Source organism: Flagellimonas sp. 389, assembly GCF_018449435.1.
GTDB lineage: Bacteria > Bacteroidota > Bacteroidia > Flavobacteriales > Flavobacteriaceae > Flagellimonas.
Window position 1 is genome coordinate 53,194 of the sequence record NZ_JAHCMU010000010.1, and the last position, 25,633, is coordinate 78,826.

General features: G+C 39.1%; 21 protein-coding genes. 12 read left to right on the forward strand and 9 right to left on the reverse strand.

Features of this window, described 5'->3' with window-relative positions:
• Positions 1-22: 22 nt before the first annotated feature.
• Positions 23-1,273 (reverse strand): aspartate kinase, encoded by a 1,251-nt coding sequence (locus tag KIM67_RS10080; protein ID WP_213831207.1) that lies wholly within the window; start codon positions 1,271-1,273, stop codon positions 23-25.
• Positions 1,274-1,302: 29 nt separating this feature from the next.
• The gene (locus KIM67_RS10085; protein WP_213831208.1) at positions 1,303-1,785 is read right to left on the reverse strand and encodes a GNAT family N-acetyltransferase; all 483 of its coding nucleotides are present in this window, start codon (positions 1,783-1,785) and stop codon (positions 1,303-1,305) included.
• Between the two features lie 111 nt (positions 1,786-1,896).
• On the opposite strand from KIM67_RS10085, the gene fbp reads away from it, so the two are divergent.
• Positions 1,897-2,904, forward strand: coding sequence for a class 1 fructose-bisphosphatase (gene fbp, locus KIM67_RS10090; protein WP_213831209.1), 1,008 nt, complete (start codon positions 1,897-1,899; stop codon positions 2,902-2,904).
• Here the strand turns inward: fbp and KIM67_RS10095 are convergent.
• Positions 2,901-3,323 (reverse strand): TerB family tellurite resistance protein, encoded by a 423-nt coding sequence (locus KIM67_RS10095; RefSeq protein WP_213831210.1) that lies wholly within the window; start codon positions 3,321-3,323, stop codon positions 2,901-2,903. The genes fbp and KIM67_RS10095 overlap by 4 nt on opposite strands.
• A 201-nt stretch (positions 3,324-3,524) precedes the next feature.
• Here KIM67_RS10095 and KIM67_RS10100 point away from each other — a divergent pair, with 201 nt between their 5' ends.
• Genes KIM67_RS10100 through mfd form a run of 7 tightly spaced genes read left to right on the forward strand, consistent with a single transcriptional unit; the run spans position 3,525 to position 13,555 of the window.
• Complete coding sequence (locus tag KIM67_RS10100) at positions 3,525-4,562, forward strand: ligase-associated DNA damage response exonuclease (RefSeq protein ID WP_213831211.1); 1,038 nt, start codon at positions 3,525-3,527, stop codon at positions 4,560-4,562.
• A gap of 50 nt (positions 4,563-4,612) precedes the next feature.
• Positions 4,613-6,304, forward strand: coding sequence for an ATP-dependent DNA ligase (locus KIM67_RS10105; protein WP_213831312.1), 1,692 nt, complete (start codon positions 4,613-4,615; stop codon positions 6,302-6,304).
• A gap of 51 nt (positions 6,305-6,355) precedes the next feature.
• Positions 6,356-8,818 (forward strand): ligase-associated DNA damage response DEXH box helicase, encoded by a 2,463-nt coding sequence (locus KIM67_RS10110; RefSeq protein WP_213831212.1) that lies wholly within the window; start codon positions 6,356-6,358, stop codon positions 8,816-8,818.
• A gap of 38 nt (positions 8,819-8,856) precedes the next feature.
• Positions 8,857-9,090, forward strand: a complete 234-nt coding sequence (locus KIM67_RS10115; protein ID WP_213831213.1) for a hypothetical protein — start codon at positions 8,857-8,859, stop codon at positions 9,088-9,090.
• Positions 9,075-9,368 carry a type II toxin-antitoxin system RelE/ParE family toxin gene (locus KIM67_RS10120; protein WP_213831214.1) on the forward strand — a complete coding sequence of 98 codons (294 nt, stop codon included), beginning with the start codon at positions 9,075-9,077 and terminating at the stop codon, positions 9,366-9,368. The genes KIM67_RS10115 and KIM67_RS10120 overlap by 16 nt, the downstream gene beginning before the upstream one ends.
• A gap of 1 nt (position 9,369) precedes the next feature.
• Positions 9,370-10,002: a ligase-associated DNA damage response endonuclease PdeM gene (pdeM, locus tag KIM67_RS10125; RefSeq protein ID WP_213831215.1), complete on the forward strand. Its 633-nt coding sequence runs from the start codon at positions 9,370-9,372 to the stop codon at positions 10,000-10,002.
• 55 nt (positions 10,003-10,057) lie between these two features.
• A complete protein-coding gene (gene mfd / locus KIM67_RS10130) occupies positions 10,058-13,555 on the forward strand; it encodes a transcription-repair coupling factor (protein ID WP_213831216.1) in 3,498 nt (1,165 codons plus the stop codon).
• A gap of 28 nt (positions 13,556-13,583) precedes the next feature.
• On the opposite strand, the gene KIM67_RS10135 is transcribed toward mfd, so the two are convergent.
• Positions 13,584-14,423 (reverse strand): zinc-ribbon domain-containing protein, encoded by an 840-nt coding sequence (locus KIM67_RS10135; protein ID WP_213831217.1) that lies wholly within the window; start codon positions 14,421-14,423, stop codon positions 13,584-13,586.
• Between the two features lie 196 nt (positions 14,424-14,619).
• Here KIM67_RS10135 and KIM67_RS10140 point away from each other — a divergent pair, with 196 nt between their 5' ends.
• A complete protein-coding gene (locus KIM67_RS10140) occupies positions 14,620-15,333 on the forward strand; it encodes a diphthine--ammonia ligase (RefSeq protein ID WP_213831218.1) in 714 nt (237 codons plus the stop codon).
• A 13-nt stretch (positions 15,334-15,346) separates the two neighbouring features.
• On the opposite strand, the gene KIM67_RS10145 is transcribed toward KIM67_RS10140, so the two are convergent.
• The 4 genes from KIM67_RS10145 to KIM67_RS10160 all read right to left on the reverse strand — a co-directional run bounded on the left by KIM67_RS10145 (position 15,347) and on the right by KIM67_RS10160 (position 19,696).
• On the reverse strand, positions 15,347-16,504 hold the full coding sequence (locus tag KIM67_RS10145; protein ID WP_213831219.1) for a serine hydrolase: 1,158 nt from the start codon (positions 16,502-16,504) through the stop codon (positions 15,347-15,349).
• A 74-nt stretch (positions 16,505-16,578) separates the two neighbouring features.
• The gene (locus KIM67_RS10150) at positions 16,579-18,558 is read right to left on the reverse strand and encodes a DUF3352 domain-containing protein (protein WP_250149227.1); all 1,980 of its coding nucleotides are present in this window, start codon (positions 18,556-18,558) and stop codon (positions 16,579-16,581) included.
• A 66-nt stretch (positions 18,559-18,624) separates the two neighbouring features.
• Entirely contained in the window at positions 18,625-19,284 is a 660-nt protein-coding gene (locus tag KIM67_RS10155) for an aspartate kinase (RefSeq protein ID WP_213831220.1), read from the reverse strand.
• Positions 19,285-19,336: 52 nt separating this feature from the next.
• The gene (locus tag KIM67_RS10160; RefSeq protein WP_213831221.1) at positions 19,337-19,696 is read right to left on the reverse strand and encodes a YraN family protein; all 360 of its coding nucleotides are present in this window, start codon (positions 19,694-19,696) and stop codon (positions 19,337-19,339) included.
• A 169-nt stretch (positions 19,697-19,865) separates the two neighbouring features.
• Between KIM67_RS10160 and KIM67_RS10165 the strand changes: the two genes are divergently transcribed.
• Positions 19,866-21,362, forward strand: coding sequence for a DUF1800 family protein (locus tag KIM67_RS10165; RefSeq protein WP_213831222.1), 1,497 nt, complete (start codon positions 19,866-19,868; stop codon positions 21,360-21,362).
• Positions 21,363-21,373: 11 nt separating this feature from the next.
• Positions 21,374-23,092, forward strand: coding sequence for a DUF1501 domain-containing protein (locus KIM67_RS10170; RefSeq protein WP_213831223.1), 1,719 nt, complete (start codon positions 21,374-21,376; stop codon positions 23,090-23,092).
• Positions 23,093-23,176: 84 nt separating this feature from the next.
• On the opposite strand, the gene KIM67_RS10175 is transcribed toward KIM67_RS10170, so the two are convergent.
• Positions 23,177-23,338: a hypothetical protein gene (locus KIM67_RS10175; protein ID WP_213831224.1), complete on the reverse strand. Its 162-nt coding sequence runs from the start codon at positions 23,336-23,338 to the stop codon at positions 23,177-23,179.
• A 165-nt stretch (positions 23,339-23,503) separates the two neighbouring features.
• Here KIM67_RS10175 and metG point away from each other — a divergent pair, with 165 nt between their 5' ends.
• Positions 23,504-25,624: a methionine--tRNA ligase gene (metG, locus tag KIM67_RS10180; protein ID WP_213831225.1), complete on the forward strand. Its 2,121-nt coding sequence runs from the start codon at positions 23,504-23,506 to the stop codon at positions 25,622-25,624.
• The last annotated feature ends 9 nt before the right edge of the window (positions 25,625-25,633 follow it).

Sequence of the window (25,633 nt, forward strand, 5' to 3'; positions counted from 1 at the left end):
CGGGCAAAAATGATTTTTGCTTTTATTTTACGACAAGCTGCACAGTCTCCCTACCACGCTGTTCTACAAGGACGGACCTTCCGTTCTGGAGTGATTTTACCGCCTTATCATTAAAATGTCTGATTGTATAGAGCGAAACATCTTCGTGACATACGACTTTAAACTTTCGTTTTAACTCATTCAACATAGCCTGCAAACCATTGAACTTGTTGTCCAAACAAACAGAGAAACTTATAGCGGAGTTCTGAATCAAATCCACCTTCATCCTGTGGTGATGGAACAGTTTGAATATTTCGCTGATGTTATCTTCCATGATAAACGAAAAATCCAAAGAAGATAATTTTATGAGCACTTGGTTCTTTTTAACAATGAAGCATGGCACTTCGGGGGATATTCCTTTTCCCTTTGCAACCCGTGTTCCATCCTCCTTAGGATTAAGAAAGGATTTAACATGCAACGGAATCTCCTTTCTTTGTAAGGGCTGTAATGTTTTTGGATGAATTACGGAAGCTCCGTAAAAAGCCAATTCTATAGCCTCTCGGTATGAAATTTCATTAAGCAGTTGGGTTTCCTTAAAATTTCTGGGGTCTGCGTTCAAAACACCGGGAACATCCTTCCAAATCGTAACCGAATCGGCATTGAGGCAATACGCTAAAATAGCAGCCGTATAATCCGAACCCTCCCTCCCTAAAGTTGTGGTGAAATTGTTATCATCACTTCCCAAAAAACCTTGGGTAATATTCAACTGGGACACATCGATTCTATTAGAAATCTCTTTTTGGGTTCGTTCCCAATTCACAGAGGCATCTCTGTACGTATTGTCAGTTTTAATCAAATTACGAACATCTTGCCATATGTTCGGCATGTCCACTTCCTTAAAATATTCACTGACTATAGTTGTTGATATCAATTCTCCATAGCCCACTACTTGATCATAAACAAAAGCATATTTGGGTGATTTGTTCCAGGTCAGAAATCCTTTTACCTCTTCAAAAAGGAGCTTTACTTTCTCATAAACAAGGTGGTTTTTGTTTTTAAATAAATCGGCCAAGATACTTTCATGATAATCAATGACTTCTTGCAGAGAAGAGGATATCGTTTTTTTGTCCTCAAAATAAGAAGTGACCACTTTTTCCATTGCATTTGTCGTTTTTCCCATTGCGGATATAACGACCAATGTGTTTTCATGACCTACTTGCTGTAGAACAGCTACAATATTCTTTACCCCATTGGCATCCTTTACCGATGCCCCACCAAACTTAAAAATTCTCATTTATCCAGTTCTATATTCTTTAGATCGTATTATTGAATACTATCTATATATTTTTTGATTCCTTTCTCGTCCAATTGAACAACATCCCAATCCCGCATAACATTTGCTCCTTGCTTTTCATAAAATTTGATAGCAGGTTCATTCCAATCCAATACTTCCCAAGAGATGCGTTTTACACCTAAAGTATGTCCATATTTTACCACCTGATCTAACAGGGCTGTTCCCAAACCACTTCCTCGCATGGCTTCGGACACGATTAAATCCTCCAAATGAATCACGGGCCCTTTCCATGTTGAATATCTGGGATATACCAACGCAATACCAACGATCTTGTCATTTTTCTCAGCAACAAAACAATGAAAAAGCTTTTTATCCCCAAACCCATCCTTGATTAAATCTGCTTTGGTAACTTCAACCGCATTGGATTCTTTTTCAAAATCGGCCAATTCTTGAACAAGCGCCAATACTTGCCCCATATCCCCTTCTTTTGCTTCTCTGATTAAATGATTCATATTGTTACAAATAAAACTCAAAGTTATAAATTTAAAATACTTTGCGTTATCGAAAACGATGTAGTATCACAAAATACCCGATATTTGTCACCAAATAAAACACCTGCCCTTATGGATAAAAAAACCATGACCCTTGGAGAGTTCATCATCGAAAATCAAGATTCCTTTCAATATACCTCAGGCGAATTATCCAGACTTTTAAACGGTCTACGATTAGCGGCAAAAGTTGTGAATCATGAAGTCAACAAAGCAGGTTTGGTAGACATTATAGGTGCTGCTGGAGATACTAACATACAAGGGGAAAACCAGCAGAAGTTGGATGTCATGGCCAACGAAAAGTTTATACAGACATTGTCCAAGCGTGAAATTGTGTGCGGTATCGCATCAGAAGAGGAAGATGATTTTATAAGCATCAATAGTTTCGATAAGCAACATCAAAACAAATACATTGTATTGATAGACCCACTGGACGGTTCTTCGAACATCGATGTCAACGTATCCGTGGGTACTATTTTTTCAATCTATAGACGAGTTACACCTGTTGGAACGCCCGTGACACTGGAAGATTTTCTACAACCAGGAAGAAATCAAGTTGCTGCAGGTTATATTGTTTATGGAACTTCAACCATGCTTGTATATACCACTGGAGATGGAGTTAACGGCTTTACGTTGAATCCTGCTCTGGGAACTTTTTACCTATCCCACCCAGATATGGAATTTCCAGAGACTGGAAAAATCTATTCGGTAAACGAAGGCAACTATGTACATTTTCCTAAAGGTGTAAAAGATTATATCAAATACTGTCAAGAAGAGGAAGGCGATAGACCATATATTTCCAGATACATAGGTTCTTTAGTATCCGATTTTCACAGAAATATGATAAAGGGCGGTATATATCTGTATCCTAAAAGTAGTAAAGCTGAAGAAGGCAAACTGCGCCTACTTTATGAGTGCAATCCTATGGCATTTTTGGCCGAACAGGCGAATGGCAAGGCCAGCGACGGATTTAACCCTATAATGGATATAATTCCAAAAGAGTTGCACCAACGCGTACCTTTCTTCTGCGGAAGTAAAAAAATGGTAGAGAAGGCAGAAGAATTTATGGCGGCCAAGAGCTAGTGCTCTAGAACGTACTGATACGCTTCAAAAGATATTTTCCCTTCAAAAATATCGAACGATTTTTTTATGATCCGTTCCGCATCTTTGGAAGGATATCCCAAGGCAACGGCATATTTCTCGATCAATCTTACTTGATCTTCATCAATAGTGTGATCTGCAAATGCCATTTGGAAGAACTCAAAAAGTCGCTTTAGTCTTTTCTCGCCGCTATGCGGTGTTTCTATAGGATACCTGTTCTCCTTTTTCATTACCTCCTTATATTCGGCATCGGTAATGTTCAACTTAAAGGCGAACCTATCAAGAACAGCTTTTTCCTTTGGATTAACTTCTCCATCAACGGCAGCTAAAGAAGCTAAAGTTGCAAAATGTGCAAGATTTTTTCGCTTTTCTCCGTGCTCGTAGAGATCAATAATTGGCATATGTTAAAATTTTTCTGCGCAAATATAATTCTTTTTAAAAGCATAGATTGCTTAGGCCAATCATTATTTTGGCGTTTCCCAAAACCAATGTTTTGGGCCGCGCTATCCGTTACAAAGCCTCGGGCATTTGCAATGCCCTACGTGTTTTTCACTACTATCGCTAACGCAAGCTACTTTTAAAATTTGTAAATTCACACAGCTATGAAAACTCCTCTTTTACAATTCACTGACCGCGGAATTTACTGTGATGCGGCCAATGTTTATTTAGACCCATGGAAACCCGTGGACAAAGCCATTATTTCCCATGGCCATGCAGACCATAGTCGCTGGGGACATAAAAAATATATTACCCACCATCGTAACATACCGATTATAAAACATCGACTTGGTAACATCAACGTTACAGGAAAAGAATGGGGCGAAACATTCACCATTCAAGGGGTCAAATTCAGTTTGTACCCTGCAGGACATATTGTAGGTTCATCACAGATAAGAGTAGAATATAAAGGTGAAATTTGGGTTTTTACAGGAGATTATAAGATTGAAGATGATGGGTTGACCACCCCTTACGAATCCATAAAATGCCATACGTTCATTACCGAATGTACTTTTGGATTGCCCGCTTTTCTATGGACTCCCCAAAAGGAAGTCTTTGAAAGCATTAATTCTTGGTGGAGCCAGAACAAAGCTGACGGCAACACCTCTATCCTATTTGGATATTCACTGGGAAAAGCACAACGATTGCTAAAACATCTTGACCCATCCATAGGAAAAATATATACCCATGGTGCGGTAGAGAAGATGACCCAAGTACTACGCCCTTTAGTCAATTTCCCAGAAACGGAACTGATTACCCGAGACACTAAAAAAGAAGATATCAGAGGAAATATTGTCATTGCTCCACCTTCTGCGCATGGCAGTACCTGGATTCGTAAAATGGTGCCTTACGTTACCGCCTCCGCGAGTGGTTGGATGGCATTTCGTGGTGCACGCCGCAGGCGTGCCATCGATAAAGGCTTTGTATTGAGCGACCATTGCGACTGGCCAGGATTATTGAGCGCTATAAAAAACACTGGAGCCGAAAAGATTATCTGCACCCATGGCTACACTGAAATTTTTTCAAAATACCTAAGAGAACTAGGTTACGATGCCCGTACGGAGACCACACAATACGAAGGTGAAAGCCCTTCCCCTACGCCTGCGGACGAAGGAGAAGTTATTGAAAACACACAATACTGATGGCTACAGATACTCAAATCACTACCGAGCAAAAACCCACCTCTGGGGGGATGGGGGGCTTTGCAGATCTCATAAAAACGTTGGACAGCACCAACAAGACCAATGCAAAAGTCCAAGCGTTGGTAGATTATTTTCAAAAGGCCAGTCCTAAAGATAAAGTTTGGACCATAGCCATACTCTCGCACCGTAGACCTCCCAGGCCCGTTAATACGACTTTACTTCGCGAATGGGCGGCAGAATTGGCAAACATCCCATTATGGTTGTTCGAGGAAAGTTACCATATTGTTGGCGATTTAGCGGAGACCATTGCGTTGATCATTCCAGCTGGGGAAACATCGACCAAAAAAAGTCTGACCAATTATTTGGAAGAAATGATTGCACTAAAACCCAAAACCGAAGAAGAAAAAAAGACCTATCTCTTCAATAATTGGAGCCAACTAAATTATTATGAACGCTTTGTTTTCACCAAGTTGATTACAGGAGGATTTCGAATAGGAATCAGTCAAAAATTGATGACCAAAGCACTTTCCAAAGCAACCGAAATCGACGAAGATGTATTGGCTTACAAACTTATGGGCAATTGGAACCCGAACACCATCACTTTTGAAGATTTGGTACTACAGGAAAATGAGAGCGACTATCTCTCCAAACCATATCCCTTTTATCTGGCCTATGCCATTGAAGATGAGGTTTCAGATTTAGGAAATGTAGAAGATTGGTCTATCGAGCATAAATGGGACGGCATACGTTCTCAAGTCATCATTAGAAACGACGAGCTTTTTGTCTGGAGCCGTGGTGAAGAATTGGTGACGGATAAATATCCAGAATTCCAAAATTTTATTGGGGTGATTCCAAATGGGACCGTTCTGGATGGGGAACTGCTTCCCTACCCCAATGGCGAAATTGGCACTTTTAATGATTTACAGACCCGCATCGGTCGAAAAACAGTTTCCAAAGCACTTTTAAAGAAAACCCCAGTAGTCCTAAAAGTGTATGATTTGCTGGAATGGGAAGGAGAAGATGTTAGAACTTGGAAATTTCTAGAAAGAAGAAAAAACCTCGAAAAACTTTATAGTTCGGTGGTTTCGACTCCGCTCAACCACCAAAAAGATGAAAATTTGGTCACTGAGCGTAGCCGAAGTTACCTACCATTACTTTTGTCCGAACGCTTAGACTTCAATTCTTGGGGCGAAGTAGCCCAAGAGCGACTAAAGTCCAGAGATATGCGAAGCGAAGGTTTAATGCTGAAAAGAAAAGATTCTGCCTATCAAGTAGGTCGTAAAAAAGGAGATTGGTGGAAGTGGAAAGTCGATCCCTTGACCGTTGATGCGGTGCTCACCTATGCCATGCGAGGTCATGGACGACGAAGCAATCTATTTACCGACTATACATTTGCATTATGGCAAGAAAAAGAAAATGGAGAGAAAGAATTGGTAACCTTTGCGAAGGCCTATTCTGGATTGACTGATTCAGAATTTAGACTTGTAGATGCTTGGATAAAGAAAAACACCTTGGAACGTTTTGGCCCTGTGCGCAGTGTTACCCCACATCATGTTTTTGAAATTGCGTTTGAAGGGATTGCTTTATCAAAACGGCATAAAAGCGGTGTAGCCACAAGGTTTCCACGTATCTTGCGATGGAGAAAAGATAAAAAGATTGAAGATGTAAATACGTTAGAGGATTTGAAGGCACTGATTCCCTCTCCTCAATCCTCTCCAAAAGAGAGGAAACCATTGAGATAAAAGACAAGTGATAAAGTTCCCTCTCCTTTGGAGAGGGTTAGGGTGAGACTTATGAACAGAAAACAACTTTTTGAGATTGCAGAAACCTGGTTCCAACAGCAGAGCTGGAAACCGTTTGCATTTCAAAAAGAGACTTGGACCGCATTTTTACAAGGCAAACATGGTCTGCTAAATGCACCAACGGGAAGCGGAAAAACCTATGCCCTATGGTTTCCCATCGTACTCAACTACATCAAAAAACATCCTGACTATAAAACCAGGCACAAGAAAGGGCTAAAAGCAATCTGGATTACACCGCTCCGTGCCCTATCTCAAGAAATTAAACAATCCGCAGAGCGGATAACACAAGATTTAGATACCCAGATGACGGTTGGTATTCGCACAGGAGACACGTCTACCAAGGAACGTTCCAGACAGAAAACCAATATGCCCGACCTATTGATTACGACTCCCGAAAGCCTTCAATTATTGCTTTCGTCAAAAGGTTATGAAAAGGTATTCAAAGATTGCTCGGCGATTGTGGTTGATGAATGGCACGAATTGCTTGGCACGAAACGTGGAGTTCAAATGGAACTGGGTTTGTCCCGGCTAAAAACTATTTGTAGCCACTTACGGATTTGGGGTATTTCAGCTACTATTGGGAATTTAGAACAGGCAAGGGAAGTACTTCTGGGACCAACCTCAGAAGCCCTTCAAAATTCTATTTTGGTTAAAGCTAAGCTCAATAAAAAGATTACGGTTAAGAGCATTATCCCCGAAAAAATGGAAACTTTTCCATGGCGGGGACACCTTGGGCTTCATTTATTAGAAGATGTAGTCCCAATCATTAATTCCAGTAAAACCACATTATTATTCACCAATACCCGAAGCCAGTGTGAAATCTGGTTTCAAAAAATACTGGAAAAACATCCTGAATATGCTGGTGAAATGGCCATGCACCATGGCAGTGTAAACAAGGAGACCCGTATTTGGGTGGAACAGGCCATTCGCAATGAAAGTTTAAAAGCGGTAGTTTGCACATCCAGTCTTGATTTAGGGGTAGATTTTGCTCCTGTGGAAACCGTGGTTCAAATTGGTGGCCCCAAAGGTGTTGCACGTTTTTTACAACGTGCCGGACGTAGCGGGCATAGGCCAGGTGAAGAAAGCGTCATTCACTTTCTACCTACCCATGCCATGGAGCTTATAGAGGCTTCCGCCATGCAGAAGGCGGTTAAACATGAAGCTGTGGAAGATAGAATTCCCTATTTGAACAGTTACGATGTGCTATTACAATATCTTACCACACTGGCGGTTTCTGATGGGTTTTATCCTGAAGAAATTTACTCAGAAATTAAACAAACTTTTTGTTACCAAGCGCTTTCAGAAGATGAATGGCAATGGTTGTTGAATTTTTTGGTCATGGGCAGTCAAAGCCTAAAAACCTACGATGAATACCAAAAAGTCGAAGTCGAAGCCGATGGTAAGTTCAAAGTGAACAATCGGGGTATTGCCATGCGACACCGTTTTCAAATAGGCACTATCGTTGGTGATGCCGCTATTTCAGTTCGCTACCAAAAAGGAGGTTATATAGGTTCTATCGAGGAATATTTTATTTCCAAACTCTCTCCAGGTGATGTCTTCACCTTTGCAGGGAGAAACTTAGAGTTTATCAGAATTAAGGGAATGCAGGCCCATGTTCGCAATTCGACCAAACGCACCAACAAGGTCCCCAGCTGGATGGGGGGGCGCCTAAGTTTTTCAGCCCAAATGTCAGAACTGTTACGACAGGAACTGTATACCGCTGAACTAGCGATTTCAAAACAATCCAATGAAATAAAATCGCTCTCACCCATGTTTACAAAGCAACGAGAAGAGAGTATTGTACCAAGACCTGAAGAGTTCTTGATTGAAACTTTTAAGACCAGGGATGGCTACCATCATATTTTCTATCCCTTTGAAGGCCGAGGGGTGCATGAGGCAATGAGCAGTTTACTATCCTATCGTATCAGTTTGCTTTCCCCGATTACATGCTCATTGGCTTTTAATGACTATGGATTCGAAATGCTTTCTGATAAACCCATTGACATTCAAAATGTATTGGACAACGACCTTTTCAGTACAGAATATATGCTGAGTGACCTTCAAAAGAGCTTGAACAGTAATGAAATGGCTAGACGTAAGTTTCGCGATATTGCGGTAATCAGTGGTATGGTCTTTACAGGGTATCCAGAAAAAGGTGTCAAAATGAAACACCTGCAAAGCAGTTCCCAACTATTGTTCGATGTGTTCAAGGATTTTGAAGCAGATAACTTATTGTATCGACAGGCATTTACGGAAACTTTTGAACACCAGCTCGAGGAAGGGCGTTTACGTTTGGCACTGGAACGAATTGCGAAACAAGAGATTGTTTGGAAGCAATGCGAGAAACCTACACCATTTTCTTTTCCAATTATTACGGATCGACTTCGTGAAAAATTATCCAATGAGAAATTGGCCGATCGTATTAAACGTATGACCAAAATTTTGATGAAATGAACCTTGTAAAATTATTTAACTTTACAAAAAGCTTCACCATGAGTGTTTCAGAACTACAAAATGAAATTATAAAAAATCTACTTTCGATAGAAGATGAGGAAACCTTGATTCTTTTTAAACAATTGTTGAACAATCATGCAAATACTGCTGTATATCAACTCAGCAAAACTGAGAAAAACTTGATTTCAGAAAGTATTACCGATTACAATTCGAACAAGGTTTTGACCAATGAATCTGTTTTTAAAAAGAATGATAAATGGCTAAACGAATAGTTTGGACATCAAAAGCAGATGCTGTTTTCACGAAAATCCTAGAATTTTACAGCGAGAGAAACGGTTCAAAAACCTACAGTCGCAAGCTAAATAAAGAAATCAATGCTAACTTAAAGCTTCTATCCAAATATCCTTTACTGGGGATAAAAACAAATCAATCAAACATTTACGTTCTTATTAAAGGACATTACAAAATATTCTACGAGCTAAAGCTTGATGAAATTATAATTCATCTAATTTGGGATACTAGGCAAAATCCATCTAGTTTAAAACTATAACGTGACCCAATCCATCCAAATAATAAATCAAGAATTCCGACTCCATCCTTTAGGGGGAATTTTTTGGGTGGAAAAATCAATGCTATTGATCAGTGATGTGCACTTGGGAAAGGTAGCCCATTTTAGAAAGTTTGGAGCGGCCGTACCGCAAAAAGCCATCCATAAAAATTTTATGCTCTTGGATGAAATCGTTAGTGAATTTCAACCCTTTCAAATTTGTTTTCTTGGGGATTTGTTTCATTCCTCATTGAACAAAGAATGGCGGCTGTTTGAAAATTGGGTGGGGAAAACACCAGCAGAGATTGTTCTTGTAGCGGGCAATCATGACATCATCGCACCAGAAAAATTTGAAAATCTAGGCATCAGCATATTTCAAGAATTGGAACTCGACGGTTTGTTATTGACGCATCATCCAGAAGAAAAAGAAGGGTTCTTCAATTTTTGCGGACATATTCATCCTGCCATACGATTGAAAGGTTTTGGCAGACAGCGCCTAAAGCTACCATGCTTTTTTAAGAAACCACAACAATTAATCTTACCTGCCTTTGGTAAATTTACTGGAACTTTTGTGCTAGAGCCGACCAAAGAAGATGAGGTTTACGCCATTGTAGAGGACGAAATCATAAAAGTATAGCGAATGCTTTGCCCATAATTTTTCTTCAATCTATATTTGCAGCAAAGTTTTTAGGTTGACCAAAGCCTCCATTTTAGAACTTTTTGAACAGTCTTCCCAACTTGGAAAACTGCACTTTGCCATTGCCCAACCTTTCGACAAGCAGAGAGCGGAAACACCAAAAATAAATCTCTCTGGTCTTACGGGCTCGGCTCTGTCTTTTGCAATTTCTGGAGTTTTTAAGAAAAGTGAGTTTCCCTTCCTAGTGCTATTGAACGATAAAGAGGAAGCGGCTTATTATCTGAACGACTTAGAGCAGTTGATAGGTAAAAACGAAGTGCTTTTTTATCCTGGAAGCTATCGTAGGCCCTATCAGATTGAAGAAACCGATAACGCCAATGTGCTGCTGCGCGCAGAAGTTTTGAACCGCATCAATTCGAGAAAGAAGCCTGCGGTCATCGTAACCTATCCCGATGCACTTTTTGAAAAGGTGGTCACTCGTAAAGAATTGGACAAAAACACCTTGAAAATTAAGTTGGAAGATACGCTCTCACTCGATTTTCTAAACGAAGTGCTTTTTGAGTACCAGTTTAAAAGAGTGGATTTTGTAACCGAACCGGGGGAATTTTCGGTAAGGGGCGGTATTGTGGATGTCTTTTCGTTTTCACATGATGAACCGTACCGTATAGAATTTTTTGGGGATGAAGTTGAGAGCATTAGAACTTTTGATGTAGAAACACAACTATCTACCGAAAAAGTGAAACGCATTGCCATAATACCCAATGTGGAAAATAAGTTTTTACAAGAATCACGAGAAAGTTTTTTAAAATATATCTCTCCACAAACCATCATATTTTCAAAGCAACTGGATTTGGTCTATGCCCGAATCGATTCATTTTTTGAGAAGGCTGAAGATAGTTTCAAAAAACTCAGTGAAGAGATAAGACATTCCAAGCCAGAGGAATTGTTTCTTAACTCTGATCTGTTAAAAAAACAATTGCAGAAGTTTTGTTTGGTGGAAATTAGGGCTTCTGCTACGCTCAGCCCCCCAGATACAGAAACTATATCGGTCACTGAGTCTTTCGACTCAGCTCAAGGTAAACTTAGCCGAAGTGACGAAATAATATTTAATACCAAACCCCAACCCTCCTTCAATAAAAAGTTTGATTTGCTCATTGAAAATCTAAATGAGAATTATGAAGCTGGTTTTACCAATTATATTTTTTGTTCCACAGATCAGCAGGCCAAGCGTTTTCACGACATCTTTGATGATGTGGCTTCGACTACGCTCAGCCAACCAATAAATGAGGTATCGGACACTGAGCATAGTCGAAGTGTTCATTATAAGACCATAGTTTTTCCGCTCTATCAAGGATTTATTGAACATGACTTAAAATTAATCTGCTATACCGACCATCAAATATTTGAGCGTTACCATAAGTTCCAGCTAAAAAACGGTTACGCCAAAAAACAAGCGATTACCTTAAAAGAACTTAACAAGTTAGAGATTGGTGACTATGTCACCCATATTGATCATGGCATAGGCAAGTTTGGCGGACTACAAAAAATAGATGTTGAAGGCAAAAAGCAAGAGGCCATCAAATTAATGTATGGTGAACGTGATATTCTGTACGTGAGCATTCATTCGCTCCACAAGATTTCAAAGTTCAATGGAAAAGATGGCGCACCTCCCAAAATTTACAAACTGGGTTCTGGAGCGTGGAAAAAGATAAAGGACAAGACTAAAAGTCGCGTTAAAAAAATTGCTTTTGACCTCATCAAAATTTACGCAAAGCGCCGATTGGAAAAAGGGTTCCAATACCCTCCCGACAGTTATTTGCAACATGAACTGGAAGCTTCATTCATTTATGAAGATACGCCCGATCAAGAAAAATCCACGCAAGACGTAAAAAAGGACATGGAAAGTGAACGTCCCATGGATCGCTTAATCTGTGGTGATGTTGGGTTTGGAAAAACAGAGGTTGCCATCCGTGCTGCTTTTAAAGCTGTGGACAATGGCAAACAGGTGGCCGTTCTGGTACCCACAACTATTTTGGCATTTCAGCATGCTCGAACGTTTAGAGAACGTTTGAAAGGAATGCCAGTTACTGTCGATTACCTCAACCGATTTAGAACTGCAAAAGAAAAACGTGATATTCACGAACGTTTGTCAGAAGGCAAAATCGATATTATCATCGGTACCCATCAATTGGTGAACAAAAGTGTGCAATTCAAAGATTTGGGACTGCTCATTGTTGATGAAGAACAAAAGTTTGGGGTTGCCGTAAAGGACAAATTAAAGTCCATCAAGGAAAATGTGGATGTGTTGACACTTACGGCAACGCCAATTCCCCGTACGTTACAGTTTAGTTTGATGGCCGCCCGTGACCTTTCGGTAATTACTACCCCTCCACCCAACCGCTACCCTATTGAGAGTAGGGTGATTCGTTTTAACGAAGAAATCATTCGTGATGCTATTTCGTATGAAATCCAACGTGGTGGACAAGTTTTTTTCATACATAATCGAATTGAAAACATTAAAGAGGTGGCCGGGATGATTCAACGACTGGTGCCAGATGCCAAAATTGGAATCGGTCACGGTCAAATGGAAGGCAGGAAATTGGAGACTTTAATGCTCGCATTCATGAATGGGGAATTTGACGTTCTTGTTTCGACTACCATTGTTGAAAGTGGTTTGGATGTCACCAATGCCAACACCATTTTCATTCACAACGCCAATAATTTTGGTCTAAGTGATTTGCACCAAATGCGCGGTAGGGTCGGAAGAAGCAATAAAAAAGCATTCTGTTATTTTATTACTCCGCCACACGAGGTCATGACCACTGATGCCCGAAAACGTATTGAAGCACTAGAACAGTTTACCGAACTTGGGAGTGGCTTCAATATTGCCATGAAAGATTTGGAGATTCGTGGGGCAGGTGATTTATTGGGCGGGGAACAGAGTGGATTTATCAACGAAATTGGTTTTGAAACCTATCAAAAGATTTTGGCAGAAGCGATTGAAGAACTCAAAGAGAACGAGTTTAAAGAGCTGTATGAGGAGGTGGAAGGAGAAAAATCAAAAGTTTTTGTGAAAGAAACCCAACTGGACACCGATTTTGAACTGCTTTTTCCCGATGACTATATCAATAACATCACGGAACGATTAAATCTATATACCCAACTGAACACTATTGAAGACGAAGAAGGTCTAAACAAGTTTGAAGCAGAGCTGGTTGATCGTTTTGGCGAACTGCCTCCCCAAGTTGTAGATTTGTTCAACTCAGTACGTATTAAATGGCTAGCGAACAGTATTGGATTGGAAAAGGCAATCTTGAAAAAGAACAAATTCATTGGATACTTTCTATCGGACCAACAATCCCCATTTTATCAAACTACAGCATTCACAAAGGTCTTGCAATATGTGCAGAGTCATCCACAACAATGCCAGTTAAAAGAAAAGCAGACCCGTAATGGATTACGTTTGTTATTGACTTTTGAAGGAATTACGAGCGTGGAAAAAGCTTTGTTGGCTTTAACTCCACTAAGTAAAAAGATTGAAGTAGTCTCTTAGTAGATTATCTTGAGTTCAAAAGTGTTGGTTATTCTACCATCAAGCTATCTTTTACATTAGTGGTCGTTGAAGTTGTATCTCTGGTTCCATAGAAAGGTAATAACAGGTTTTTATTAGCAAAGCGACCTCCTAAATCTTCATTGAAAGGGGTTTTGACCAAAATCGTATTCCATTTTCCTTCAACGGCGATATACGTCTCTTTAATCAAATCATCACGATCCATGGCATACAAGCAATCTTCGATAACATCAATGAGTTCTTTTCTATACTTGGTCTCTATTTTTTTGATATCAGAGACCTTCATCAATATCAAAAGCTTATCCTCTTTCAACTGCGTAAAATATTCAAAGTTCTCTGTATCCAGGCCATCAACAATATCATAATCCACACAAGACTTTAAAGCAAAGGTCAATGTATCTTTTTGCTGTACGGCTTTTGTCATCTTGCCCATATCAGCATCTAAAAACTGTCTTCTGTCATCAACCTCTTCGATTCCTGCTTGTGGATTGTTAGCACGCATGTACACCCCATACATTGACAAACCAAAAAGAACGGCAAAAACAACGACCAACAGAATGCATCCACAACCTTGCCACAAGGGTCGCTTTGCAGGATCAATACGATTTTCATTCTCTAAGCTCTTCAACATCTTGGGAGTGAACTGTGCTTTTGAATAGGTTTTCTTGCAATTTGAACATTCCGCAACATGGGTCTTGAAAAGTGGTATTATGGGAATCCAGAAAAAATGAAAATACTTGCTAAAAGTTGAGACCGTAAATGAATCCTGAGTTTGGCAATTGGGACAAGCCGTCCGTTTTAACTTTCGCTCTTTAACTTTTGTTGCTCGGATTCCAAAGAAGAAAATCATAAAACAAGTTTTTAATCAAACCAAAAGTAGTGCAACCACTACGTAAAAACTTCACGGTTTTAAGGGGTTTTGAAAAAGAGTGCGAAACCAAAGATGTAAGTATAGGGCAAAAGCCATTTTGCAATTTGGTCATTTATAGCAGACCTTAAGAATAATCTTAGAATTATATTTAAACTATAAAATATTCAACAAGGCCATGTCCAAAAAAACAAAAACCTATTTTAACTGGAGTTCTGGAAAAGACTCAGCATTGGCGCTTTATTATTTGCAACAGCAAAAATACTTGGAAGTCAACCTTTTGATGACCACCTTGAATAAACACCACAATAGAGTTTCCATGCACGGGCTACATAAAGAAGTACTAGAAGCGCAGGCCAAAGCCGTCGGAATACCTTTGGATATCCTTGAAGTTCCAGAAAAGCCAAATATGGAGGAGTACAATGACTTAATGAAAAACAAAGTCCTAGATTTAAAATCCAGAGGATACACGCAGACTGTTTTTGGCGATATTTTTTTAGAGGATTTAAAGCAATATCGAGAAAACATGCTCAGACCCCTTGGCATTGCCCCAATTTTTCCCATTTGGAAGAAAGATACAAAGGCTTTGATTCATGAATTTCTTGAATTAGGTTTCAAGGCGGTAATTGTATGTGTCAACAATTCTAGATTGGATGCATCATTTCTTGGAAAGGGACTGTCCTTGGAACTCATTGAAAAATTTCCAAAAGATGTTGACCCTTGTGGTGAAAACGGGGAATTCCATACGTTCTGTTTTGATGGTCCTATTTTTAAAAATCCCGTTCCTTTTGAAATTGGCGAAAAGGTTTTTAGGGACTATGGCAATCCTTCGGATAAGAAGAACAATATCATGTTTGGGTTTTGTGATATCAAGTTAAAGGCCAACTCTTAAACACCTATAGTATTTAAAAGGCATCATAGACTAATTTTACAAACTCACCTATTTTGTTGGGTTCTAACCAACGTGTCACTAACATCAATCCGGTTTTTTGGTCTATTACAATAAAGTTTCCTCCAAAGCCTGCCGCGTAAAATAAGTGTTCAGGAACTCCTTCCCAATGGCGAGAGCCTTTTTTATTTAACCACCACATATACCCATAGTTGATATTAGGGCCAGAAGACATTGTGGCTTTGCCAATCCAATCTTCACCTATCAATTGTTCATTTTCCCATTTGCCGTTATTAAGGAATACCAAACCAAAGCGGGCCATATCTTCGGTACTGATGAACAGACCAGCTCCCGAATGTCCACCACCTGTTACAGATTTCATTTGCACACCATCAATTTCAGTCCACGCATGGTCATACCCGTACCAGCGCCAAGTCGTCGAGGCATTTATCTTATCCATAAAATTTTCTTTTAGTACCATAGGCAAAGGTTTGCGCCAAACATGGGTAAGCGAATAGGATAAAACATTTACACGAACATCATTATACTCCATTACAGTGCCCGGTTCGTTGAGCTTCCTGAACTTCCAATCGTCCAACCCCCCTTCTTTTTGAGGCCTATCCGCCCAATCTTTCAGTCCCCAAAGCTCTCCCGACCAATCTGAATTCTGTTGTAACAGATGCTCCCAAGTTACCTTACTGTTGTGCTTACCATCAAAAGTACCGTCCCAGATATAGTCTCCAACGTTGTCATCTATATTGGCAATGAGTCCTTTATCTACAGCCAATCCAGCCATAGTGGAAAGAAAACTTTTGGTCACACTAAAGGTCATATCCACCCGCTTGGTATCGCCCCATGATGTAAGAAGGTATCCATTTTTCAAAATCATTCCTGCTGGTCCACCACGTTTTTTAGTAGGCCCCAAAATCTTATGGAAAGGTTCGTGCTGAAAACCTTTCAAAATTGCTTGGCGTAAATCCCGTGAACCCGAATATTCGTTTTCCTTAGCAAAATTCACAGCGGTTTGCAACTTGGTTTCATTAAAAGAAAATTGATTTTTTTCAGCTGCTTTCCATGCTTCATTACGTTCTGGAAAATAGGAATCTTGACAAATTCCAAAATGGGTTGAAAAAGCAAAAAGAAGTAGTACAATTACCTGAGCGGTTTTTTTCATTTTTAGTAACTCTTGGTTTGGGAAATCAAGTTACTAAATGAAAGTTGATTCTAAGAAGTTCTACAAGGATTATCCTAAAATCGTTTCTTTAAGACCAACTCTTCCTTATCATCATAGTAACGCCAAGTACCAACTTGTTGATCATTTTTAAAACGCCCCGTTATTTTTTCAACTCCGTTAGTGTAAAATTCCGTGTAGCGACCATGTTTAAGACCATCCTTTAGTTCAACCTCGAATCTAGGTTTTCCATTTGCATACTTTTTCATAAAAGATTTTGCATTTAGGTCTGTGGGATAAATTGGTTTCAAATTAAAAACAGCTTCGGTAATCTCTTGTTGTTTTACAGGTTGATTTTTAGGTTTAGGTTGCATATTACCCTCTTGAAACTGAGCCTTCTTTTTAACCTTTTCCACATCTTGATAATTGACCACCAACCTGCTTTCGAACAAATCATCTTCTGGCATTAGTTGAAAGCCTGCTTGCGGAAAACAGATAATAAAATCTTTGTTCTTTCTTAATTGTATCCTAGTATTACCATCGGCCAAATCATACATGTTATCATATAAAACAGGGATATTACTGTAAACGAACAAACTGGATTCTCTTTCAAACTTTTCATTAAAATCCTGAAAATCTTTTGAGGTAGATAAGGTCTCTTTTGCCGTAAAGTCGTTGATAATACTTTTTAAGGTGTTGGGATTATTACTGAACACTACATAATCATCTACAGTCGTAAAATAAGGTTTATCAAACTGCTCAAATCGCCCGCCTAACAATAGTTTAAAAAAGCCCTTAATGGAAAGAAAATTGATTTCGTGTTCTTTATAGGTTACAGCCTTAAACTTGACGGGTGTTTTCTTTTTTATTTGTTTTAATACGAAATCCAGATTAGTTTTTGCATCATCTTTACTGTTCGTTTTGAGAACTAAGGCCATTTCGTTTTTTCCTTTCGTAATACTCGATTGGATTTGAAGCAATGCGATTTCATCCCCTATCCAACTTATAAAGTTCTCCTTGATATCAATTTTCAGAAATTTTTCGATTTTTGATATTCCCGCTTCATAGCTATCAAATTGTCCTGGATCATCTTGTTGAACGATCATAAGATTATCATAGAAGTCCGAAAAACTTTCAAACCCATAGCTAACATAAAGGGCAGTCCGCTTCGGAGCAATTTTTGGTACTGTGCGTTCTGCCGTTCCAGATTTTTGTAGTGCTTTTAAATAGTCTTGGTTTGTAGCATCAAGATTTGTAAATCCATCAGCGGTAATAGTGCCATTTTCATCCAAGTCAAAACTGAATCCAGAAAACAAAAAATTTTCATCCATTCTATTGATCCAATCATTGGGCTTATCGGAAAAGCGTTTGTAATACTCATCCAAAAAATCATATTGCAGGTATAACCGGAACAAATCCTCATACCCTACTTTTTTATTGATCTCAATAAAACTTAAATCCCTGCCAAGTACAGGTTCTTGATATTGATCTATTGATGCTTCAACAAGAGTATGGGTATATGAAGCTACCAACTGATTTTTTACAAAGGCCAGGTACATGGTTTCCTTGTTCTTGCGGTCATAGACCTCAAGAATTTCGTGATCATGATAATTTCGCTTGCTCAGCGTGTAATTATCGTTGAGCAAGGTATTCAAATAGGTTTTTAGCAATTTGAGTTTAGCTATACGTTTTAAGTCCAGCACATAAAAAATGCCATAATCTTTGGGCGAGACCATGTGGATGGAAATAAAGAGCGACCTTCCATCAAAAAATTCGAACAGTTTATGATTGTTATTGAAAATCGTGTCGACCTTCTGGATATTCTCTGTCAATTCGGCAAAATATCCATTTTTTTGAAGGTGGTGCCAGCCCTCACTTTTACTTACTTTCTCCCAGCTTTCTACGGGTTTATCGGATTCAATGACGAAAACCGCATCTTTCGGAATTAGATAAATGGATTGTAAATTGGTCTTGGGCGATAAAACAAATATGTAAAGTAGATAACCAATATAGACGAACAATAGTGCCAACAGGCCGAACAGAACTCTTTTTTTCATTATTTATAAGAGATATTTCTTTCTTAACAACGAAAAAGCAAATACTTTAGTTTATTGTTCGCCATATTATAAGGTTTTCAAATCTTTGATTGTTTTGAAAGCCATGTTGACTTGTTCTTCATTGACCAAAATGGTAAACTCATTTGTAGTTGAAATTACCTCATAGAGCACGATACCTTCCCAAGCCAGTCGTTGAAAAATAAAATAATAGATTCCCGGTACGGAAACATTCTCCGCTGGAAGTTTAACGGTTATGGATGAAAGGTTCTCTGCTTTTTGGGTACAACGCTCATGTTTAAAATATCTTTCTACAATGCCATCCATCAAACTACTGATAACAATGTTAATTTCATTTACCCCTCTTGAAGAAGTATAGAACACATCTTGATTGGCATTTACCGCCTCTAAGAGTTTGGCCTGTTGTTGTAAAATGGTATCAGACGCCAAAAAGGTATAATCTGTTAATGAAGAACGTACCGTAATTTCACCAATATTCTTTAAGACCTTTACAATTTTATGCGTTGCACGAAATTCCAAATCATCTGAAAGTCGCTTTAGTGCCATCACTATAGCACCATCTTTTATATCTTTCCCAAGCGCATCGGAGATTTCGGGTTTTATTTGTCTTGATAAGGAAGTTAGATTGATAATGCCTTGTGCAAGGGCGCTTTGCAGGAACGGCTTCTTTTTGATGTAATGTTCGACTACAGCAGATATCGTTTTCATCTTGGTTTGGATTTGAACAAAAATAACATATTGTTACAAATAAAACAAATGGTTAAAAATGATAGAATGCATTTTCCAGATGCTCAATGCTAAACTTCCCTTTATCATTGATTACGGTAATTACATCAAACCGAACATCCGCATCTAGTTCATTTTCCTCGACATAATGATTTGCTGTTGTGACCAAGAGTCCAATTTTCTTCTTATTTATGGTATCCGAAATAGCCTCAAAAAAGCCACTGGTCCTTGATTTTACTTCTACTATGCATAACATATCTTCTTTTTTCGCAATGATATCGATCTCTCCCTTTAGGTATCTATAGTTTCTACTGCATATCTCATAGCCTTCTTGAAGTAGAAAATCCACTGCTTTTTGTTCGCCAAGCTTTCCTAGGTCATTATGTTTTCCCATAAATGCGGAAAAATATTAAAAAAATTATGCAGTTCATCGAAAAATTTAACAGTTCACGGGAAAAACAACGTTAACTATTGTAATTTGTTGGCCCAATTGAACCACACCAACATCAACTAAACATATAGTTGCCCCTAAACTATGGACTTTCTTAACCCCAAACATTGTTATGGAGTATTTCATCAATTGTAATTCCTCACCTTTAGCGGAGTACAATACACCACTGGATAAAACCCGTGCTGAACACTTATACCGAAGGCTAGGTTTTAGCGCATCGGTACAGACCATTACTGCAGCTGTTGGACAGACGGCAGGCAATCTTGTAGATAACCTAATGAACCAAGCCCTAGCGGCACCCGTTATCCCACCCCCGGAATGGGCAGATTGGACAAATGCCAATTACCCGGAAGATGACGACTTGGCCAGACCGATTAAGCGAGCCCAACAAGAAGAGTTCACTCTTTCTTATGTCAACTCGCTACTGGACAATAACCTAAGGGATAGAATGAGCTTCTTTTGGAGCAACCATTTTGTTACAGAGCTAGACGTTTATAATTGTAATTCTTTTCTGTATTACTACATAAATTGTCTACAGCGTAACGCTCTAGGGAATTTTAGAACCTTCGTAAGCGAAATTGGTTTGACCAGTGCCATGCTCTATTATTTAGATGGAGTTAGAAACCGAGGTAACAATCCCAACGAAAATTATGCCCGTGAGCTTTATGAGCTTTTTACCTTGGGAGAAGGCAACGGCTATACTGAAGAAGATATTATAGAAACTTCCAAATCACTCTCTGGATATACTGAACGTGGTGAAGAAGGGTGTACGCAAGTTACTTTTGATTCAGACAATTTTAACACAGATAACAAAACTATTTTTGGTCAAACAGGTAATTGGGGCTATGATGATACCATTGATATTCTCTTTACCCAAAAAGCCGACTTGATCGCAGGTTTTATCTGCAAAAAACTATACGAATTTTTTGTGCACCCTGATTCTACAAACGATCAAGGCGGGAACGCTCCAGATATCATTAATGGAATGGCACAGAGAATGGTTTCCAGTAACTTTGAAATTGCTCCAGTACTTTCAGAATTGTTCAAAAGCCAGCACTTTTTTGATGAAACCGCTATAGGTGTCATTATCAAAAGTCCCTTTGACCTATATCTGAACTTCTTCAAGGAAACCAGTTTTACGTACAATGAAAATGATTTACTAGAAGTTGTTGGTAATTCTACGGTGTTAGGTCAGGAACTGTTTGACCCCTTTGATGTTGCCGGTTGGCAACGGGACCGGGAATGGATCAACACCAATTTTATCATAGGTCGCTGGATAAGCATGGAGGACCTTTTATTAGACTTATATGGAGCAGATTCAGGACAATTTGCGACTTTTGGAGTTGAAGTAACCATCGCCTCAGGAATCGATCCTGGAATGGAAAGTGACCCTGCAGTGGTTGCAAGGGCCATTGTAGACAAATTAACCCCGAAGGGACTTTTAGAGCAATCTCAATATGATGCAGCTATCACTGTTTTTAGAGAACCTTATGAGAACACCAACACAATAGAATCTGGAAATTGGAGAATTACGCTTGAAAATGCAGATGCCCAAGTGTACTTATTGTTACGTCATTTGTCTAGACAACCTGAATTTCAACTTAAATAACCCCTACTACTATGTGCGATACTCATAACGATCACGATACAGATACATCACCACACAAAGGCCTGGAACATGAAGGCCACGATTTAGAACATAAAAACTGGAGCAGACGTTCCTTTATCCAAGCATTGGGTATTGCCGGTTCCGGTTCCATGTTTTTGGGAAGCAACTTACTTACGGCATCTGGACCTTCTCCATTGACCTCAGCAATAGCAGCAGCTGAAACTGACAATATTCTTATTTTGATTCGATTGTCCGGTGGTAACGATGGCTTAAGTACCGTTATTCCTATTCAACAATACGACACCTATGCCAATGCAAGACCCAATATCTATATTCCCGAGAGTAAAGTTTTAAAGCTAACGGATGATTTTGGTGTACCTACCTACATGAGTGCCTTAGAGCCTCTTTGGGGAGAAGGGCAATTCAAAGCAGTTCATGGTGTAGGCTATGAAAGACAAAGCTTATCCCATTTTACGGGGTCGGACATTTTTGCTAATACCGATTTGACCAGCACCGGTTTTTCTGGATTGAATACAGGTTGGATGGGAAGGCATTTTGAAAATATTTATCCAGATTATTTAATCAATCCTCCTGAAGCTCCTGCAGCAATACAGATTGGTAACATAGCAAACTTGGTTTTTCAAGGTGAAGAGACCAACTATGCATTTGTAACGAATAATGTAGATCAACTGGAAGAAATTGCTCAAACCGGGTCTTTCTATGATATTGAAAATGCTCCTTTCGATAATTGTATGTACGGTGATCAACTTAAATTTTTAAGAGGGGTTGCAAATACCACATACGAATATGCTGGGAAAATCCACGCTGCCTACGAAAGAGGAGAAAACCAAGTGGAATACCAAGAGAATGGTTTTGCAAGACAGTTGGCATTGTTGGCTAGGTTAATCAAAGGAAATTTGGGCACAAAAGTGTATATGATTTCTATGGGTGGTTTTGACACTCACGGTAACCAGCCTTTAGCACACGAACGATTGATGTCCAATCTTTCGATAGCGATAAACAATTTTTATGAAGATATTGCCTTTACCCAACAAGATGAACAGGTACTTAGTATGACCTTTTCAGAATTTGGACGAAGAATTTTTGAGAATGGCTCTACAGGTACAGACCACGGAAAAGCTGCACCTACGCTATTCTTTGGATCAGGATTAAAAGGGAGTGCCTTTGTAGGGGAACACCCCTCATTGGATAGCCCTAACAGTCGAGGAAATTTAGATTACACCATGGACTTTAGGGATTTATATGCCACCGTTCTGGCCGAATGGCTTTGTGTTCCAATACCTTTGGTAGAACAACATTTATTGAACCATACCTATGCTCCGGTCAATCTTGGGTTTAATTGTAGTGGTACCGATTTCCCGGATATTGCTATGGATAGTGACCCTCCAACTTTACCAGACACTCCACCAAGTCCGGACGGTATGAATCCAGACCCAGATTTATTGAATACCATTGTTCATAAACCGTATTATCCTTCAGAAAGAAATCCACATATTTATTTGGAAATGCCCGTTGCGGCCCATGTTGATATTCAATTGTATAACATCCTTGGTCAAAATGTAGGTACTGTTTTCAACGAAATGATGTTGGAAGGTTCTGCAGAAATCAACATTAGGGAAAGGATGCGGGATAGCCTATCTACTGGAAAATACATCTATCAAATCCAAGTGGGCGACCAAAGAATGAGCAAATCAGTAATGATTATGTAACAACGAGTAACACTTACATTCCAGAATCCTCCGATAGTGCATCTCCCCACCCCTTTTAGGGTTGCATAATCGGAGGTTTCCTTTTTAGGTCAACTTGGGTTTGTCCTTATCTGTTTTAAATGACAGTGCCTTTTTCACTTCGTGATTTTTGTCTTTGTAGACTTTGGTCACCTCTTTCTTTTCCTCCTTTAAGACGGATTTGAACTTCTCAAGATTCTTCAACTTTTTAGGATTACCAGTACTCATAGCATTAATTTTTATAGGTATATTCTTACAATATATGGAATATCTATATCTCCAACTAAAAATCAATACTGTTTTTGATATCGGCATATTCATAAACTACTTCATAGAAATGGTGAAATCACTCTAATGAAATTCTGTATTTTTGAGGCTTAATCTAAATAGTACATGTCTCAGACTTTATCACCTTCAAGATATACCATTACCGCAGCCTTGCCCTATACCAATGGTCCTATCCATATTGGACATTTGGCAGGGGTATATGTCCCCGCAGATATCTATGCCCGTTATCAAAGATTACAGGGGAAAGATGTTGCTTTTATCTGTGGTAGCGACGAACACGGAGTGGCCATCCCAATGAAGGCAAAAAAAGAAGGTGTTACTCCAAAGGAGATTATTGACAGATACCATGAAATTATTAAAAAGTCTTTTGCTGATTTTGGAATTTCCTTCGATAATTATTCCCGCACCTCGGCAGAAATTCATCATAAGACAGCATCGGATTTTTTTGAAAAATTATACCAACAAGAGGATTTTATAGAAGAGGTCACAGAACAATTGTACGATGATAAAGCCAAGCAGTTTTTAGCAGATAGATTTGTTACGGGTACCTGTCCAAAATGTGGGTATGAAGAAGCTTACGGAGATCAGTGCGAGAATTGTGGTTCTTCCCTCAATGCAACGGATTTGATCAATCCAAAATCTACCATAACAGGTGGTATTCCAATATTGAAAAAGACCAAACATTGGTTTCTACCACTGGACCGTTATGAAGATTTTTTAAAAGAATGGATTTTGGAAGGCCACAAAAACGATTGGAAACCCAATGTCTACGGTCAATGTAAATCTTGGATAGATGATGGTTTAAAACCACGTGCCGTTACGCGCGATTTGGATTGGGGTATTCCAGTACCTGTTGAAGGTGGTGAAGGAAAGGTACTCTATGTTTGGTTCGATGCGCCCATTGGCTATATCTCTTCAACTAAGGAATGGGCAAAAAGAGAGGGAAAAAATTGGGAGCCCTATTGGAAAGATAAAGAGAGTAAATTGCTTCACTTTATTGGTAAGGACAACATCGTTTTTCACTGTATTATCTTTCCGAGCATGCTAAAGGCACATGGCGACTTTATCTTACCGGAAAATGTACCAGCAAATGAATTTCTAAACTTAGAAGGCAACAAGCTATCTACATCCAAAAATTGGGCGGTTTGGTTGCATGAGTATTTGGTTGAATTTCCAAATATGGAAGATGTGCTTCGCTACACATTGACTGCCAATGCCCCTGAAACAAAGGATAATGATTTTACATGGAAGGATTTTCAAGCGAGAAATAACAACGAACTAGTTGCCATTTTTGGAAATTTTATAAACAGGGTAGCAGTCTTAACGCATAAATATTATGATGGTGTAATTCCCACCCCTGATGCATTTCAAGATGTTGACAAAGAAACTTTGAAGTCTTTACAGAATTTTCCAGCGCTTATTTCCAGTTCTCTGGAACGCTACCGATTTAGGGAAGCAAGTCAAGAATTAATGAACTTGGCGCGATTGGGCAATAAATATTTAGCAGACGAAGAGCCTTGGAAATTGATAAAAACTGATGCGGAGCGTACCAAAACAGTGATGTTCGTTGCACTTCAGATTGCTACTGGACTGGCTGTGCTCAGCGAACCGTTTTTACCATTTACCTCCAAGAAATTAAAAACCATTCTCAATATCGGTTCAGGTAGTCATACTGAGCCTATCGAAGGAGCGGTCGATACCTCTTGGAATACTATTGAAACCCAAGAAACTCTGCTCTCATCAGGACATCAAATTAATAAAAGTGAATTGTTGTTCCGCAAAGTAGAGGACAACGAAATTGAAGCACAATTGGAGAAACTTGAAGCTACAAAAAAAGCAAATGCTTCGACAGAGCTCAGCACAAGTCAAATGGAAAAAGAAGTTATGGCACAAAAAGATACCATCACCTTTGATGATTTTACCAAATTGGATATGCGGGTGGGAACAATTATAGCTGCAGAAAAAATGCCTAAAGCCAATAAACTTTTGGTGTTAAAAGTAGATACTGGTTTGGATACCCGGACCATCGTTTCTGGAATTGCCGAAAGTTTTAAACCTGAAGAAATTATAGGTAAAAAAGTTACCGTTTTGGTAAATCTTGCTTCGAGAAAACTACGTGGGGTCGAAAGTGAGGGGATGATTTTGATGACCGAAAACAAAGGGGGTAAATTGGTATTTGTAAATCCTGATGAAGACGGGGTTGGGAATGGTGAGGGTATAAATTAATTCTAATAA

Coding starts and splice junctions, on each gene's coding strand:
- KIM67_RS10095 (WP_213831210.1), bottom strand. CDS start 3,323: ATGCCAATTATTGATCTCTACGAGCACGGAGAAAAGCGAAAAAATCTT.
- KIM67_RS10105 (WP_213831312.1), top strand. CDS start 4,613: ATGGGGGGCTTTGCAGATCTCATAAAAACGTTGGACAGCACCAACAAG.
- KIM67_RS10100 (WP_213831211.1), top strand. CDS start 3,525: ATGAAAACTCCTCTTTTACAATTCACTGACCGCGGAATTTACTGTGAT.
- KIM67_RS10175 (WP_213831224.1), bottom strand. CDS start 23,338: ATGAGTACTGGTAATCCTAAAAAGTTGAAGAATCTTGAGAAGTTCAAA.
- KIM67_RS10085 (WP_213831208.1), bottom strand. CDS start 1,785: ATGAATCATTTAATCAGAGAAGCAAAAGAAGGGGATATGGGGCAAGTA.
- KIM67_RS10165 (WP_213831222.1), top strand. CDS start 19,866: ATGGAGTATTTCATCAATTGTAATTCCTCACCTTTAGCGGAGTACAAT.
- KIM67_RS10135 (WP_213831217.1), bottom strand. CDS start 14,423: ATGATTTTCTTCTTTGGAATCCGAGCAACAAAAGTTAAAGAGCGAAAG.
- fbp (WP_213831209.1), top strand. CDS start 1,897: ATGGATAAAAAAACCATGACCCTTGGAGAGTTCATCATCGAAAATCAA.
- KIM67_RS10140 (WP_213831218.1), top strand. CDS start 14,620: ATGTCCAAAAAAACAAAAACCTATTTTAACTGGAGTTCTGGAAAAGAC.
- KIM67_RS10160 (WP_213831221.1), bottom strand. CDS start 19,696: ATGGGAAAACATAATGACCTAGGAAAGCTTGGCGAACAAAAAGCAGTG.
- metG (WP_213831225.1), top strand. CDS start 23,504: ATGTCTCAGACTTTATCACCTTCAAGATATACCATTACCGCAGCCTTG.
- KIM67_RS10170 (WP_213831223.1), top strand. CDS start 21,374: ATGTGCGATACTCATAACGATCACGATACAGATACATCACCACACAAA.
- KIM67_RS10145 (WP_213831219.1), bottom strand. CDS start 16,504: ATGAAAAAAACCGCTCAGGTAATTGTACTACTTCTTTTTGCTTTTTCA.
- KIM67_RS10115 (WP_213831213.1), top strand. CDS start 8,857: ATGAGTGTTTCAGAACTACAAAATGAAATTATAAAAAATCTACTTTCG.
- KIM67_RS10120 (WP_213831214.1), top strand. CDS start 9,075: ATGGCTAAACGAATAGTTTGGACATCAAAAGCAGATGCTGTTTTCACG.
- KIM67_RS10080 (WP_213831207.1), bottom strand. CDS start 1,273: ATGAGAATTTTTAAGTTTGGTGGGGCATCGGTAAAGGATGCCAATGGG.
- KIM67_RS10150 (WP_250149227.1), bottom strand. CDS start 18,558: ATGAAAAAAAGAGTTCTGTTCGGCCTGTTGGCACTATTGTTCGTCTAT.
- KIM67_RS10155 (WP_213831220.1), bottom strand. CDS start 19,284: ATGAAAACGATATCTGCTGTAGTCGAACATTACATCAAAAAGAAGCCG.
- KIM67_RS10110 (WP_213831212.1), top strand. CDS start 6,356: ATGAACAGAAAACAACTTTTTGAGATTGCAGAAACCTGGTTCCAACAG.